This is a genomic window from Streptomyces sp. NPDC093071, assembly GCF_044754545.1.
In the GTDB taxonomy this organism is placed as follows: domain Bacteria; phylum Actinomycetota; class Actinomycetes; order Streptomycetales; family Streptomycetaceae; genus Streptomyces.
Genome location: NZ_JBIVPH010000003.1, coordinates 467,050 through 482,470 on the forward strand (window position 1 = coordinate 467,050; position 15,421 = coordinate 482,470).

A 15,421-nucleotide genomic window follows, 5' to 3' on the forward strand; every position below is an offset into this window, starting at 1 on the left:
GTAGCCTCGTCCCCGACCGTTCGGGAAGACCCGACGGGAATCCGACGGGAACCCGGACAGGAAGTGACGTCCCATGGGCCGGCCGCGCAGACCCCTCCTCGACCGGGAGCGCATCGCCACCACGGCGCTGGAAGTCGTGGACGAGAAGGGCGAGTTCAGCGTCCCGCAGATCGCGAAGCGGCTCGGGGTGCAGACGGCCTCCGTCTACCACCACGTGGACGGGCGGGACGGGATCGTGGAGCTGCTCCGCGAGCGGGTGGCCGCCGCCATCGACGGCGGGACGCTCGACCTGGAGCCCTGGGACGCGGCCCTCGTCGCCTGGGCCCGCTCCTACCGGGCCGCCTTCGCCGCCCATCCGCGTACGATCCCGCTCCTCATGACCTCGCCGGTGCGGGCCCCGAAGGTCCTCGCCCAGTACGAGAGGGCCGTCGCCCGGCTGCTCGACGCGGGGTTCGCCCTGCCGGACGTCATGCCCGTGATCATCGCCCTGGAGAACCTCGTCCTGGGCTCGGCCCTCGACCTGGCCGCCCCCGAGGCCATGTGGGAACTCGCCGACGAGACGGCCACCCCCCACCTCGCCCGCGCCCTGGCCGCGGTCCCGGAGGGCCGCGCGAACCAGGCGTTCGAGCTGGCGCTGACGGGGTATCTGGCGCACGTCCGGACGCTGCGGGGGGCGCCGTAGGGGCGGTGGGGGCCGGCCTACGGGGGGCCGTGCCGGTCCCGGGAACCTCGCCGTCTGCGGGAACGGGGCTCTCGGTATCGGCACCCGGGGCCCGTGTCAGCGCCCCGGACCCGTACCGGCGCACCCCGGACCCGCGTCAGCGCGGGCACGGGTGGGCCCGCGCACGCCGGAAGCAGGCCGCGTTCAGGGGCGGTCGTGCCCCGGAGGCGTACCCCCGGAAGGACGCCCCCGCCACCGCCGGAGGCTTCACGCTCCGTAGAACAGCTCCTCGACGACCGCGCGGGCCCGGCGGGTGATCCGCCGGTAGTCGTCGACCATCTCGCCGACGTGGCCCGACTCGTAGCCCAGGTACCTCCCGACCGCCGCGAGTTCGCGCGGCTCGGAGGGGAAGGTGTCGCCGGGGCGGCCGCGGACCAGCATCACCGCGTTGCGGACGCGGGTGGCCAGGACCCACGCCTCGTCCAGGATCTGCGCCTCCTCGGTGGGGACGAGCCCGGCCGCGTGGGCGGCGGCGAGCGCCTCGCGGGTCCGGGTCGTCCGCAGGCCCGGCTCGGCCCAGCCGTGCCGCATCTGGAGCAGCTGGACCGTCCACTCGACGTCGCTCAGACCGCCGCGCCCCAGCTTGGCGTGGAGCGTCGGGTCGGCGCCGCGCGGCAGCCGCTCGGACTCCATCCGGGCCTTGAGGCGGCGGATCTCCCGGACCGCGTCCTCCCCCAGCCCCTCGGCCGGGTACCGCAGCGGGTCGACCAGCTCGATGAACCGCTCGCCGAGGTCCCGGTCGCCCGCCATGTGTGCGGCGCGCAGCAGCGCCTGGCTCTCCCAGACGAGCGACCAGCGGCGGTAGTAGGCGGCGTACGACTTCAGGGTGCGGACCATGGGGCCGCTCTTGCCCTCCGGCCTGAGGTCCGCGTCGATGAGCAGCGGCGGGTCGGCGGTGGGCACCTGGAGGAGCCGTCGCATCTCGGTGACCACCCGGTTCGCGGCCCGGGCCGCCTCCTGCTCGTCCACGCCCTCGCGCGGCTCGTGCACGAAGAGGACGTCGGCGTCGGAGCCGTACCCCACCTCGTGGCCGCCGAAGCGGCCCATGCCGATGACCGCGAACCGGGTCGGCAGCTCCTCGCCCCACTCGGCGCGCACGGCGGCCCGCAGCGCGCCCGCGATCGTGGCCGCGTTGAGGTCGGTGACGGCCTCCCCCACCCGGTCGACCAGCGCGCCCGGGTCGGGCTCGCGGGGGCTGTCCTCGGTGCCGTACGAGCCGATGAGGTCGGCCGCGGCGGTGCGGAACAGCTCCCGGCGGCGCACCCCGCGCGCCGCCGCGACCGCCTGCTCGGCGTCGTCCGCGCGCTTGACCGCCGCCAGGACCTCCTGCTCCAGGTGGTCCCGGTCGCGCGGCTTCAGCCCCTCCGGGTCGCCGAGCAGCGCGACCGCCTCGGGGGCGCGGAGCAGCAGGTCGGGGGCGAGCCGCCCGGCGGAGAGCACCCGGGCGAGGTTCTCGGCGGCGGCCCCCTCGTCGCGCAGCAGCCGCAGGTACCAGGGGGTCTTGCCCAGGGCGTCGGAGACCTTGCGGAAGCCGAGGAGCCCGGCGTCCGGGTCGGCCGAGTCCGCGAACCAGCCGAGCAGCACGGGCAGCAGGGTCCGCTGGATGGCGGCCTTCCGGCTCACCCCGGAGGACAGCGCCTCCAGGTGGCGCAGGGCGGCGGCGGGGTCCGCGTACCCCAGTGCTTCGAGGCGCTGTCCGGCCGCCTTCGGGCTGAGCCGGGTCTCGCCGGGGGCGAGCTGGGCGACGGCGTCGAGCAGCGGGCGGTAGAAGATCTTCTCGTGCAGCCGCCGGACGACGGCCGCGTGCCGCCGCCACTCCTTGGTGAGCGCGGCGACCGGGTCGGTGCGCAGGCCGAGGGAGCGGCCGAGGCGGCGCAGGTCGGTCTCGTCCTCGGGGACGAGGTGGGTGCGGCGCAGCCGGTAGAGCTGGATGCGGTGCTCCATGGCCCGCAGGAAGCGGTACGCCTCGTCCAGCTGGGCCGCGTCGGCCCGGCCGACGTAGCCGCCGGCGGCGAGGGCCGCGAGCGCGTCGAGGGTGGCGCCGCTGTGCAGGGTGGCGTCGCTGCGGCCGTGCACCAGCTGGAGGAGCTGGACGGCGAACTCGACGTCCCTGAGGCCGCCGGGGCCGAGCTTCAGCTCGCGGTCGATCTGGGCGGCCGGGATGTTGTCGACGACCCGGCGGCGCATCCGCTGCACGTCGGGGACGAAGTTCTCGCGCTCGGCGGCCTGCCAGACGAGCGGGGAGACGGCCTCGATGTACCGGGAGCCGAGCTCCGGGTCGCCCGCGACCGCGCGCGCCTTCAGGAGCGCCTGGAACTCCCAGGTCTTGGCCCAGCGCTGGTAGTAGGCGAGGTGGGAGGAGAGGGTGCGGACGAGGGGGCCGTTGCGACCCTCGGGACGCAGGTTGGCGTCGACCGGCCAGATGGTGCCCTCGACGGTGGTCTCGGAGCAGATCCGCATCAGGTGGGAGGCGAGCCGGGTCGCGGCCTGGATCGCCTTGCCCTCGTCGGCGCCTTCGGCCGGCTCTCCGACGAAGATCACGTCGACGTCGGAGACGTAGTTCAGCTCGTGGCCGCCGCACTTGCCCATCGCGATGACCGCGAGCCGGCACTGGGCGGCGTCGGCGGGCGCGGCGGCCTCGGCGAGGGCGAGCGCGGCGCGCAGGGTCGCCGTCGCCAGGTCGGCCAGCTCGGCGGCGGCCTGGGCGACGTCGGTGGTGCCGCACACGTCACGGGCCGCTATGGCCAGCAGGCAGCGGCGGTAGGCGACCCGCAGCGAGACCGGGTCGTCGGCGTCGGCGAGCCCCCGCTCGAACTCGGCGACCCCCGGGTGCAGGTCGGCCGCCTCGTACGTGACGAGGGACTCCCAGTCGCGGGGGTGGCGGGCCAGGTGGTCGGCGAGCGCCTCGGAGGCGCCGAGCACGCCGAGGAGCCGGTCCCGGAAGGGCTTGGCGGAGAGCAGGGTGGCGGTGAAGGTCTGCCGCTCGGTCTCGGGCTGCGCCTCGACGAGCCTGACCAGGCCGCGCAGGGCGAGGTCGGGGTCGGCGGTGGCGCCGAGGGCGTCGAGGAGGACGGAGTCGCCGCGCAGCGCGGACAGCTCGGGCACGTCCAGGAGCCGCTCGGCTCCCGAGGGGTCGGTGAACCCGTGCCGCAGCAGCCGTGAGAACGTACTGCTCCTGCGTCCCGGCACCGTCATTCCGCCGCTCCCTCCGAGCACGTCCGAGCCCCGGGGCGAGCCGGGGGAACGAGCCTATCCGGCGCGGGGGGCGGGAGCGTGCGGGCCTTCGGTTCGCAGCGGATCACACGTGATGTCCCACACATTGATCGCTTTTCGGGCCCGATGAACCGTATTTCTTGAAAGTCCGTCTTGCCGACCGCGAGATCCGAACGCCTGCTCGCGGGTCGCGTCCGTACGCCTGCTCGCGGGTCACGTCCGTACGCCTGCTCGCGGGTCACGTCCGTACGCGTGCTCGCGGGTCACGTCCGTCCCATCCGCCCCACCCGACCCACCTGTCCCGCCCGACCCACCTGCCCTGCCCGTCCTCACGCCCGTCCTCTTCGAAAGCGCGCCGCCCGCCCATGTCTGTCCGCCTCCGCCGCCTCCGCCGTCCCCGCCGTTCCGACCTGCCGTCCCGTCGCGGGACCGCCGTGACCGTGGTCACCGCCGCCCTGGTGGGCGGGGCCCTCGCCGGGGTCCTCGCGGTGACGGGCACGCCGGAGGGGCCGGAGGCGCACGCGGCGACAGGCGCGAAGGCGGGGACGCCCGCGCCGGGCAGGGCGGCGGCGAAGCCCGTGCCCGCGCCGCCGGCCGCCACCTCGGTGATGCAGGTCGTCGCGCACCCGGACGACGACCTGTTCTTCATGAACCCGGACATAGCGCAGTCGCTCCACTCCGGCAGCCCCCTCACCTCCGTGTACCTCACGGCGGGCGAGTCGGACGGCGTCAACGCGCGCCCGCGCGACGCCGCCGGGACCGAGGCCGACAAGGCGGGCTACGCCGAGGCCCGGCAGAACGGCATCCGCGCCGCGTACGCCGAGATGGCGACGGGCGTCAGGACCAGCCCCTGGGACCGGGTCGCGATCCCCACGGCCGGCGGCGCGTGGGCCGAGCTGGACACCCTGCGGGCGAAGCCGCACGTCAAGCTGGTGTGGCTGCAGATACGCGAGGCCGGTTCGATCAGCGGCGACCGTCCGCACAGCCTCAACGGCCTGTGGCACGGGCGCGTGACCGAGCTCGGCTCCCAGCTGTCCGCCGGCACCCCGGCCGCCTCCGACTTCTCGTACAACAGGGACCAGGTCGTCGAGACGCTGACCGGGCTCCTGGAGCGCTTCCGGCCGACCTTCGTGCGGATGCAGGACCCGACCCCCGGCACGTACCCGGGGACGGGGGCGTACCGGGACCACCAGGACCACCTGTACGGGGCGCGGTTCGTCCAGGAGGCCCTGGCCCGGTACGCGGAGCGGCCCGGGCACCCGCACGTCGGCGTGCAGAACTACCTCGGCTATCCGACCAGCGCCCTGCCGCACACCCTCGACGCCGAGGCGGCGGGCGCGAAGCTGAAGACCCTGGAGACGTACGCCTGGCTGGACGGGGTCGCGGACTGCGGGACCCTGGCGGGCTGCGGCGACCTGAAGGTGGCCGCGCGGCCCGGCGGGCGGGGCTGGACCCAGACCGTCCGCTACGCCCGGGGCACCTCGACCTCCTGGGTGCAGCGGGACCCCGACGGCGGCCTGCGCGCCTTCTCCGTGCTCGACGGGCGCCTCGCGACCTGGCGGAAGGCGGCGGACGCCGTCGCCTGGCGGGGCCCGGAGCTGCTGCCCGGCGGCGGCCTGGACAGCGGCGTCACCTCCGTGACCCTGCCCGACGGCCGGATCGCGGTCTACGGCACCCGGACGGACCTCGCGGAGTACCGCCGGGAGGTGGTGACCACCGCGCAGACGGTGCCGGGCGGCGGCTTCGGCCCGTGGCGGTCCCTCGGCACCCCCGAGCGGGACGACGCCTCCGGCACCTCGGACATCAGCGCGCCCGCCGTGACCGTGGGCGCCGGGGGCCGGGCGACCGTGGTCCTGCGGGACAGCCGCCACCGCCTCACCGCCCGCGAGCAGCTCGCCGGCGGGGACTGGGGGCCGTGGCGGGTGCTCGGCGGCGCGGACGTGTACGGCGATCCGGTGGCGGCGACGGACGCGGCCGGGCGCGGGTACGTCTTCGCGAGCACCCCGAAGACCGTCCTGGCGTGGGCGCGGCAGCACCCCGGCGGGCCGCTGACGGGCCCGGCGCCGACCGGTCTGCCGCCGACGACGCTGGCGCTGAGCGCGACGGCGTCGCCGGCCGGCGACGGGGTGCGGCTCTGGTTCCGCAAGCCGGCCTCGGGCGACCTGCGGAGCGCCGACTTCTCCGGTACGGCCCCGGTCTCCCCGTTCACGGAGCTGCCGGGCACCGGGGTCGCGGGCTTCGGCCCGGTGAGCGGCGGCGACGGCCTCCTCGCGGTCCGCTCCCGCACCGGCTTCCTGGCGACGGCGTCGCACGGCAGGACGGGCACGGGCAAGACGGGCGCCGGGACGCGACCGGTGTGGACCCTGGACCGCTTCCTCTTCGCGGGAGCCCCGGACGCGGGCACCGACGGGGTCGCGGCGATGGGCCTGGACGGCCGGCTGCACTGGACGCCGGCGGGGCGCTGAGCGGGGGCGGGGCGCTGAGCCGGGGCCTTTTGGCCCCGGGCGTCAGGCGTCGAGAGTTCAGGCGTCGAGGAGCTCAGGTGCCCAGGAGCACGGGAAACGCCTCCATGTCGTTCTGCGTCATCACGGGAAGCTTGCGGATGTCGGCGTCCGGCACCGCGAGCCGCAGCCGGGGGAAGCGGGCGAAGAGGGCGGGGAGGGCGATCCCGGCCTCGACGCGGGAGAGGGCGGCGCCGGGGCAGATGTGCGGGCCGTGGCCGAAGGTCATGTGCCGGATCGGGGCGGCCCGGGTGACGTCGAACGCGTCGGCGTCCGGCCCGTGCTGCTCGGGGTCGCGCCCGATCGCCCGGTAGGAGATGACCACGCCCTCGCCCTCGGCGATGACGCCGTCGCCCACCTCGATGTCCTCGGTGGCGAACCGCATGAGCAGGTGGGTGGTGGGGGTGTCCCACCGCAGGGTCTCCTCGATGACGGTCTCCCAGGAGACCTCCCCGTCCAGGACCAGCTTCAGCTGGTCGGGGTGGGCGAGCAGGGCGCGCACGGCGTTGAGGATGAGCCCGATCGTGGTCTCGTGCCCGGCGGCGACCATCGCCTTGAGGTTGCCGACGACCTCCTCCTCGGTGAGCGGCTCGCCGCCCTCGTCGGCGAGGATGAGCGCCGAGGTCAGGTCGTCGGTGGGCCGCGCGGTCTTCTCGCGGACGAGTCCGGCGTAGAAGACGTCCAGGTCGGCGAGGAGGGCGAGGCGCTCGTCCTGCGGGGTGAGCATCGAGAAGAACTTCTTGTACTGCCGGGTGAGCATGGCGTTCGAGGCGGGGTCGACGCCCATCAGCATCCCGACGACCTTCATGGGCAGCGGCTGCGCGAACACGGACTTGAGGTCGACGACGGCGCCGTCCCGGCCGCCCTCCTCCAGGGCGTCGAGGAGTTCGGCGGTGAACTTCTCGATGTCGGGGCGTATCGCTTCGAGCCGGCGGGGGGTGAGCGCCTGGGAGGTCTTGGTCCGCAGCCGGCGGTGCTCGGCGCCGTCGACGGTGAACATGGACCGGCCGGCGTCGATCATCCCGATGAGCGGCCACGCGTGCGTGACCTCGCCGCTGCGCCACAGGCCCCAGGCGTCGAGGTCCTTCACGAGCCGGGGGTCGACCAGGAGCCGCCGGGCGTCGGCGTGCCGGGTGACGGCCCAGGCGGGCACTCCGAGCAGGTCGATCCGGGCCAGCGGACCGGCGTCGCACAGCCGCGCGGTCTCGCCGTCCAGGTCCTGGACCATCGGGTCGATGACGACGGTCCCGCCGTTCCGGGCGGCGGCCTGTGCTGCGGCGGCATGGGGGCAGGTCACGAGAGGTCTCCTGTCGTACGAACGGGGGTGAACCGGACGGGGAGCGAGGTGGTGCCGCGCAGGAAGGCGGAGGGCCTGCGGACGAGTTCCCCTGCGGGGACGGCGAGTTCGAGGTCGGGCAGCCGGTCGAGGAGGACCTCGATGCCGGTGCGGACGATGATCTCGGCGATCTCCTGGGCGGGGAAGGGGCAGCGGTACTCGCCGTGGCTGAAGGCCAGGTGCGCGCCGCCGCCCCCGTGGGCGCCCCGGTCCCCCTGGCGGATCAGCGGGTCGGTGTTGCCGGCGCCGAGGCCGAGCAGCAGCATGTCCCCGGCCGCGATCCGCTGCCCGCCGAGCCGGGTGTCCCGTACGGCCCAGCGTCCGGCGAGGATCTGGGTGGGGGCCTCCTCCCACAGCACCTCGGTGGCGGCCTCGGAGACGCTGCGGCGGCCGCCGGCCATCGAGTCGGCGAACTCGTCCTCGGTGAGCATCAGGCGCAGGGAGTTGCCGAGCCAGTCGGCGGTGGTGAGGTGCCCGGCGGCGGTGATGGCCATCAGGTCGAGCGCGTACTCCTCGTCGGTGAAGGCCTCGGGGAAGGCGAGCATCCGGGAGGTGACGTCGTTCCCGGGCGCGGCCCGCTTGGCGGCGACCAGGTGCGCCATGTGCTCGCCGAACCGCTGGTGGGCGCTCTGCGCACCGGGCCCGCCGTCGGCCAGGTCCTTGAGCACCTCGGCGATGTCGTCGCCCTCGTCGTCGGGGAAGCCGACGAGGCGGGCGAGGACGAGGACGGGGAGGGGCTCGCAGAAGTCGGCCACGAGGTCGGCCGTGCCCCGGCCGCACACGGCGTCGACGAGCCGGTCGGCGAGCTGCTCGCAGTGCCCGCGGATCTCGAAGGGGTCGGCGCCCTCCAGGGCGGGGACCACCATGCGGACGTGCCGCCGGTGCTCCTCCCCCGCGGTGAAGTAGATGGAGGGCAGGGGCTGTCCGACCATCGGGAGCAGCGGCCAGTCGGCGGGGATGTGCGGCCACTGGTTCCACAGGCTCACGTCGCGCGGGAACAGTTCGCCGTCGCTGGTGACCCGGTGGAGCTCGCGGTACCCGATGACGAGCCAGGCGGGCACCCCGCCCGGCAGTTCGACGGGGACGACGGGCCCGTGGTCGCGGCGCATGGCCCGGTAGAGGGCCTGGGGGTCGACCTGGAAGCCGGGTCCGTCGAGGGGGACGGCGGGGGCCGTGCCCGCGTGCGCGGGGCACCCGGGGGGCGGCTGCTCTGAAGGGGGGCGCGTCATGAGTCCTGAACTCCCGACTCCTGTGGCGACAGCCGCACGTGTCGCGTTCATGTGATCAACGCTGGCTCACTATAGGGAGGTTGTGTGTCGCGGGAGCCCTCAATCGCGATCAATTCCGCACAGTGGACGGAAGAGAGGGGCCAGTTGACGATCAGGGGGAGATCGCGAAGGAACAAAGAAGGAACAAGGGGGAGCATTCCCGCCCTTGTGCGCGCTCCCGGCTCCGAAACCGGACGGGGGGAGGGACGATTTTCCGTCAGGTCGGTGACGCCGGGGGTAGGGCCGGCCCCGGCCCTCCGAAGCGAAACGAGGAGAACCCAAGAGCATGAACTGGACCCTGGAAGTGGTCCCGGTCCCCGTCACGGACATGGACCGGTCGAAGGAGTTCTACGGCGAGAAGTGCGGCTTCACCGTCGACCTGGACGACGAGGTGGCCCCCGGCATGAGGATCGTCCAGGTGACCCCGCCGGGCTCGCGCTGTTCGATCGCGATGCTGAGCGGGATGCCGCCGATGCCGGGCACGAAGCAGACGCCCCCGGGCGGCCTGCACGGCCTCCAGCTCTGCGTCACGGACATCGAGGCGGCGCGGAAGGAGCTGGTGGCCCGGGGCGTCGAGGTCTCCCCGGTCCTGCACGTGGGCGCGACGGGCTGGGAGGAGGGGAAGGGCGGCCCCTGGAACTCGTTCATGACGTTCGAGGACCCGGACGGCAACGGCTGGGTGGTCCAGGAGGCCCCGTCGGAGCTGACGGAACGCTGAGGGGCCGGGGAGTCCCGGAACCCCAGGCGTCTCGCAACCCAGGCCTCTCAGGGCTCCGAACGCCTCAGAACCCCGGACCTCTCAGAACTCCGGACGTCTCAGAACCCCGGACCTCTCAGAACTCCGGACGTCTCAGAACCCCACGTAGAAGTGCCGGAGCCCGTCGGCCTCCGCGACACACCGCATCCCGGCGGCCTCCATGACACGGTGCGAGGCCGGGTTGTCCAGGTCGGCGTCTCCCTTGACCCCGGCGGCGCCGGCCACCCGGGCGGTTTCGAGGAGGGCGCGCAGGGCCTCGGAGGCGTACCCCTTCCCGCGTGCGCCGGGCACGAGCCCGTACCCCACGGTCACGACGCCGACCTCGTCGGGCGGCCCGTGGAACCCGATCCCCCCGACGGCAACCCCGCTGTCGGAAAGCCGTATCTCATACGCCCGGAAGACCCCGGGATCCCCGCGCTCGGCAACGCCCCGCAGAAACCCACTACACCCCCGGACGTCCCCGTCCTGCGGATACCCCTCGGCCCAGAGGTCCCCGTCGAGGGGCGTCCGCGCGACGATCCGCTCGGCGGCGTCGGCGGTCAACGGGCGCAGGAGGAGCCGCGCGGTGGCGACGAAAGGGATCTTCACCCCGGCAGTGTGAACGCCCACCGTGCGCCGGGCAACGGATTTCAGCAGGCCAGAAGCCGCACCACACCGACCCAGACGTCCCCGCCCGTCGCCTGATGGGCCCCGACCCGCCACCGGCCCGCCGGCAGGTCGACGTCGGCCTGCTCCGGCATTCCCGTGCCGCCGGGGTACGGCGTCCCGAGGTCGGCCCCGGCGTCGCCGGATTCCATGAGCACGGCGCCCCCGCCCGTCTCCCAGACGCCGCACTCCTCCCAAGGAGTACGGGGGTCGTCCAACAAAGCCTCGGCAGCAGCGACCAACTCCTCCTCGCAATCGGCCCCGAGCCACCGCACGAAGGCCCGCCGCCCGGCCAGGTACCGGGTCGTCGCGGGCTCGTCGCCGAGCACGAGGACGTTCCCCCCGATCACCCCGGCGAGCCCCTCCACCGCACAGGCCCGGTCGTAGTCGTCCGGCACCTCACCACCCCCGACGAGCACCCCGCCCTCCGTACACCCACTCCACTCCCGAAGCCCGGACGACGGAACGACGACGAGCGGCCCGCCCATGGACTGCACCCAGTTCTCCACCCACCGAGCATGTCACCGGACTCGCCCCCGGCCCGCACTGACGGACCACCACCGCTTCTACGAAACGAACCGCCGCCCGTCATGAGCGCGCACCCAGGGCCCGCCCCCACCCACGGCATCGAGAAGCCGCACGGCATACACCTCGGCCATCCGCTCCCTGACCTCGGCCGGGGTGAGCCAGCCGACGGCACTGGCCTCGTCGGAGATCCGCGCGTCCCCGCCCACGGGCCGACACCGGAACACGAGGGCGACGATCCCCCGGGCCATGTTCTTGTAGACCCCGGTGAGCCGCTCGACCTCGACCCGAACCCCGGTCTCCTCGAACACCTCCCGCACGACCCCCGCCTGCGGGGTCTCGTCGGTCTCAAGGACTCCCCCGGGCAACTCCCACGTACCGTTGTCGGCCCGCCGGATCGCCAACAGCCGCCCGTCCTCCCGCACGACGGCACCGGCGACGGACACGGAGTGCAGGGGTGACGTTGACCGGGCTCCGGGGGCGCTGTTACTCATGTGCAGGAGCTTAGGAGGGTGGAAAGAACCGTGCGAACCCCCGCAGGAACCGACCGGTCCGTACCTCGGTACGTGCAGATCGCGGACGAGATCGTCCAGCAGATCCGCGCCGGAGTGCTCAAGCCCGGCGACATGGTCCCGAGCGAGTCCGAACTGATCGAGCGGTACGGGGTGGCGGGCGGGACGATCCGCAAGGCGATGGTGGAGGTACGCGCGAGCGGCCTCGTGGACACCCGCCATGGCAAGGGCTCGTTCGTGAAGGACCGTCCACCGGTACGGCTCCGCTCCTCGGACCGCTTCCGCGCCTCCCATCGCCGTGACGGCAGGGCGGCGTACCTGGCCGAGTCCGAGCAGTCGGGCGCGACGGCCAAGGTGAGCGTGGTGTACGTCGGCCCCACGGAGGCGCCGGCCGAGATCGCCGACCGCCTGGGCGTCGCACCGGGGACGCGGGTCCTGGCGCGCCGCCGTCTGTACTTCCGCAATGGAGTCCCGGTGGAGACGGCGACGTCCTACCTGCCATGGCCCGTCGCCAAGGACATCCCGGAACTCTTCGCGGAGAACCCCGGCCCCGGCGGCATCTACGCCCGCTTGGAGGACGCGGGCCACCGCTTCGAGGAGTTCGAGGAGACCCTGCGGGCCCGCCTGGCGACCAAGGCGGAGGCGACCGAACTGGCCCTCAACCCGGGTGCACCCGTGATCCACCTGCTCAGGAGCGCGATCGCAAGCGACGGCCGGGTGGTCGAGGTCTGCGACACGCTCATGGCGGCGGACCAGTTCGTCCTCAGCTACCGCATCACGGCAGCCGACTGACCGCCCCTCAACTCCCCTCACTCGACAGCGCATTCACCCGCACGATGGATTGACTCCTATAGAGGAGTCAAGGCAGGCTCCACTCCACCAACTCCTATACATAAGCAGAGGAGCTGGGTCCCTACGAAGGAGCCCACGTGCCACATCGACACCTGCCCCGAACAGACCTCCCACCCGGCCCCGTACGCATGACCCTCCGCGTCTCCCGAGACTCCGGCGAGACCTGGGGCCCGATCACCGCCATCACCGAAGACGCCCCCCTCACGCCGATCTCGAACCCGATCCAGTACCCGCCCTGCGAGTGCCCCCGCTGCCGAGAGGAAGGCACAGGATGAAGCCGCGCTGCACCGCCTCCACTTCCCTCACCCTCCAGTTACGCGCCACGATCGGCCACCACCTCGGGGACCCCACCCCGGACCTCGTCGCCCACTGCTCCCTGGACGAGCACACCGAGGACCACCACTTCGCGGCCTTCGACGTCCTGGATCAAAGCCCGACCCTCTGGATCAGATGGCACGACACCGAAGCCACCCTCACCGAACTCCCTGACTGCCCCTACCGAGGCCCAAGACCGGACCCGGAAGCCTGCGCCCTCTTCGCCAGCCATCCAGGCCCTCACGCCTGGAGCCTTCAGCTGCCCTCCAGGGCCAGAGAGGGAAGCGTCTCCCTCTAAGGCCCGGGCACGGGAAGCGGGGAGGGAAGGCCAGTACGGCACCCAGTTCATCGGGCACAAGAATTCATGACTCCATCGAGTCAACGCCCCTGAGAACAAAGCCCAAGACGGGGCAGACACGGCGCTATCGGCAAGGCCTGCGCTTCGCCACCCTTCGCTACCCTCCGCCGCACTTCTGCGCTACCCCAAGAACGCTTTGACCTGCGAAAACGTTAATGATCTCAATGGATTCACCAAGCGTCGCCAGGTCTCGCAAGACTTTCGCGCCACCCCTCTGACCTGCAGAAACACCTTTCCCTGACCTAGGCTGCAGGCTGGACGGTTGTACTATCGGAATGAGTCAGCGCCAAGGTAGATATCCCTACCGTTCGGCAGCGGTAGCGCCACGCCTTGGGCGGATCAAAGACTCCCGCGCGAACCACGAAGGCCTGACTCCGGTGCCATCCGGAGCCAGGCCTCGCGTGCGGGGCAATGTGAGCCCGGCCGACTACGACACGGCCGGGCTCACTCATGCCCGTCCATACCGGCCGGGGACCACGCCACTAACTCAGTGCGTGAACCGCTCAATACACCCCGCGATGGCAGTAACCGCACCGAGAGCCACAACTGCCAACTCGACCCAGTCCCTTCGTCGGCGTTGGCCACGCTTCCTCTGTTTGGTTCGCACCATCGTTCCGGCTCCTGTCTCTTGTCACTCCCGACCAGGCCGGAACACTGACCAGGCCGGATCCCGGCTCAAGACGAGCGGGACGTCTGGGCACGACAGAGCTGAACTCCTGGCAACCTACCGCGCACGCCAAAGCGGGTGGCACGTGCACGGCTAATCGCCATGATTCGCCAGGCCTAGCCACATGAAGAGCCACCAAAGGCGCAAGCCCTCAGCCAAGGCCATGACGAGCCCAAAGAATGTGACCACTCAGGATGAAACTGGCCTCTGACCTGCGGGTTCATGCCACCAGAAGGACACGCATTCAAGCAGGCAGGCCGACCCGGCTCAGCCGATCTCCAGCACCACGGAGGGAAGTTTCCCCTCCAGAACCCGGGCGCGGGGCAAGGAGAGGCCGAAGTGGCGTTCGACGACGTGGAGTGAGGTGCGGTGGGCGTCCCCGGGAGGGAGGTTCTCGTCGGGCAGGCCGGCGGCCGTGAGCAGACGCTCGAGCTGCGGGGCCACCTCGGGGTCCCCGCCCACGCCGGCGGAGCCCCACGAGTGGTCCAGGTGCAGGTTGAAGTCGCACAGGAGTCGCTCGTCGTGGAAGTAGTGGAACCACGGCGGCACCGGCTTGCCGTTCTCCTCCTCGAACTCCAGGTGGAAGACGTGGGCGCCGTCGCGCGAGACGGGTGCGAGGCTCCCGAACTCGTCCTGCCAGCCGCCGTACAGGACGACGAAGACCCATTCGCCGTCCCGGCCGAAACGCAGGGCCGCCTCCGTGGGGTAGTCCCCGTACTCATCCTCCAGCACCTCGATCAGGTCCTCGCCGGTCAGCTCGCCCAGCGACCGCGGCACGCGTCGGCCCCCGTACATCGCCGCCCCCGCGAGCCGGGACACCAGTTCCTCCTCGTCCAGGCCACGCGTCAGCAGCACGCAGTAGCCGCCGTAGGCGATCGATTGAGGAGTGGCGAGCCAGGTCATTCCGTCGGTTATGCCGTCATTGTGGCCCGGTCCGAGCGGGGCCGGGCCCGCAGGGCGGGGAGCAGGGCGTGGTCTTCGGGGCGGGCCAGGCCCTCGCCCGGGGCGAGGAGCGAAAGGAGCTGGACCGGGCGGCCGGTCGTGGCCGCGGCCTCCAGTTTGTGGTGCCCGTCGAGGAGGAAGTGGGTCAGGCCCCAGTGCCGGTAGTGGTCGTGCCCGAAGCCGATGGCGGGTTCGCACACGTCGAGCGTGGAGACCGCCACGGCCGTCGGGACCGTCCCCCGTCCCATGAGTTCGGCGTACTCCTCCACCCGCCGCCTCTCGTTCAACGTCGGGGGAACCATGGGCACGACGAACTCGTAGAGGTGCGCGGCCGCGTCGACCTCCGTCTCGAAGGTCCGGTAGTACGGCGTGTGCGGGTACTCGGGGAGCCCCCAGAACTGGTTGAGGCCCCAGGTGTCCACCTGCTCGCCGCTGAAGTAGTCGCCGTCCTTGCCGGGGACGACGAGCCGGGGCTCCACGCGGAGCAGCATCGGAAGGTACTCGCCTTCCGGCAGCAGCGCGCCGAACGTGTCCAGGACACCGCCCTCGTCCGGATCGGCCAGCGTCCCGGTGAGCAGTTCCCGCACGCTCTCCAGGGATAGCTTCTCCTGGGCGGTGACCAGCCGGCGGAACAGCAGCGGACACGTCCCGCACCAGAAGCTGAGCTCGAAGGCGGGATCCCCGTCCACCACGAGCAGCCTGCGCCCCGGCCCGCCCCCGACCTCCTGGGTCTCCACCTCGAAGCGCAGCCGCGCGTCGGAGGAGGGGACGCCCAGCCTGCGGGGTTCGCCGAATTCGATCGCCATGGC

The 15,421-nt window shown here is 72.7% G+C and carries 13 protein-coding genes; 5 read left to right on the forward strand and 8 right to left on the reverse strand.

Features of this window, described 5'->3' with window-relative positions; all coding sequences use genetic code 11:
• Positions 1-73 precede the first annotated feature (73 nt).
• Positions 74-682 (forward strand): TetR/AcrR family transcriptional regulator, encoded by a 609-nt coding sequence (locus ACIQD7_RS13380; RefSeq protein WP_402441653.1) that lies wholly within the window; start codon positions 74-76, stop codon positions 680-682.
• A gap of 246 nt (positions 683-928) precedes the next feature.
• On the opposite strand, the gene ACIQD7_RS13385 is transcribed toward ACIQD7_RS13380, so the two are convergent.
• On the reverse strand, positions 929-3,916 hold the full coding sequence (locus ACIQD7_RS13385) for a bifunctional [glutamine synthetase] adenylyltransferase/[glutamine synthetase]-adenylyl-L-tyrosine phosphorylase (protein ID WP_402441654.1): 2,988 nt from the start codon (positions 3,914-3,916) through the stop codon (positions 929-931).
• A 452-nt stretch (positions 3,917-4,368) separates the two neighbouring features.
• Here ACIQD7_RS13385 and ACIQD7_RS13390 point away from each other — a divergent pair, with 452 nt between their 5' ends.
• A complete protein-coding gene (locus ACIQD7_RS13390; protein WP_402441655.1) occupies positions 4,369-6,399 on the forward strand; it encodes a PIG-L family deacetylase in 2,031 nt (676 codons plus the stop codon).
• A 73-nt stretch (positions 6,400-6,472) separates the two neighbouring features.
• Here ACIQD7_RS13390 and ACIQD7_RS13395 read toward each other — a convergent pair whose 3' ends face one another.
• Positions 6,473-7,732 (reverse strand): cytochrome P450, encoded by a 1,260-nt coding sequence (locus ACIQD7_RS13395; RefSeq protein ID WP_402441656.1) that lies wholly within the window; start codon positions 7,730-7,732, stop codon positions 6,473-6,475.
• A complete protein-coding gene (locus tag ACIQD7_RS13400; RefSeq protein ID WP_402441657.1) occupies positions 7,729-9,000 on the reverse strand; it encodes a cytochrome P450 in 1,272 nt (423 codons plus the stop codon). Before ACIQD7_RS13400 ends, ACIQD7_RS13395 begins: the two co-directional genes overlap by 4 nt.
• 325 nt (positions 9,001-9,325) lie before the next feature.
• Here ACIQD7_RS13400 and ACIQD7_RS13405 point away from each other — a divergent pair, with 325 nt between their 5' ends.
• Positions 9,326-9,757, forward strand: a complete 432-nt coding sequence (locus tag ACIQD7_RS13405; protein WP_402441658.1) for a VOC family protein — start codon at positions 9,326-9,328, stop codon at positions 9,755-9,757.
• Between the two features lie 132 nt (positions 9,758-9,889).
• Here ACIQD7_RS13405 and ACIQD7_RS13410 read toward each other — a convergent pair whose 3' ends face one another.
• The 3 genes from ACIQD7_RS13410 to ACIQD7_RS13420 are packed head-to-tail and all read right to left on the reverse strand — an operon-like array spanning position 9,890 to position 11,460.
• Complete coding sequence (locus tag ACIQD7_RS13410) at positions 9,890-10,384, reverse strand: GNAT family N-acetyltransferase (RefSeq protein WP_402441659.1); 495 nt, start codon at positions 10,382-10,384, stop codon at positions 9,890-9,892.
• Positions 10,385-10,425: 41 nt separating this feature from the next.
• Entirely contained in the window at positions 10,426-10,950 is a 525-nt protein-coding gene (locus ACIQD7_RS13415; protein WP_402441660.1) for an Imm21 family immunity protein, read from the reverse strand.
• Between the two features lie 57 nt (positions 10,951-11,007).
• Positions 11,008-11,460, reverse strand: a complete 453-nt coding sequence (locus tag ACIQD7_RS13420) for an NUDIX hydrolase (protein WP_402441661.1) — start codon at positions 11,458-11,460, stop codon at positions 11,008-11,010.
• 30 nt (positions 11,461-11,490) lie between these two features.
• Between ACIQD7_RS13420 and ACIQD7_RS13425 the strand changes: the two genes are divergently transcribed.
• Together ACIQD7_RS13425 and ACIQD7_RS13430 are read left to right on the forward strand one after the other, a co-directional pair.
• Positions 11,491-12,270, forward strand: a complete 780-nt coding sequence (locus ACIQD7_RS13425) for a GntR family transcriptional regulator (RefSeq protein WP_402441662.1) — start codon at positions 11,491-11,493, stop codon at positions 12,268-12,270.
• 331 nt (positions 12,271-12,601) lie between these two features.
• Positions 12,602-12,943 carry a hypothetical protein gene (locus tag ACIQD7_RS13430; RefSeq protein ID WP_402441663.1) on the forward strand — a complete coding sequence of 114 codons (342 nt, stop codon included), beginning with the start codon at positions 12,602-12,604 and terminating at the stop codon, positions 12,941-12,943.
• 994 nt (positions 12,944-13,937) lie between these two features.
• Here the strand turns inward: ACIQD7_RS13430 and ACIQD7_RS13435 are convergent.
• On the reverse strand, positions 13,938-14,573 hold the full coding sequence (locus ACIQD7_RS13435; protein WP_402441664.1) for a DUF6461 domain-containing protein: 636 nt from the start codon (positions 14,571-14,573) through the stop codon (positions 13,938-13,940).
• A gap of 8 nt (positions 14,574-14,581) precedes the next feature.
• On the reverse strand, positions 14,582-15,418 hold the full coding sequence (locus ACIQD7_RS13440) for a hypothetical protein (protein ID WP_402441665.1): 837 nt from the start codon (positions 15,416-15,418) through the stop codon (positions 14,582-14,584).
• Positions 15,419-15,421 lie beyond the last annotated feature (3 nt).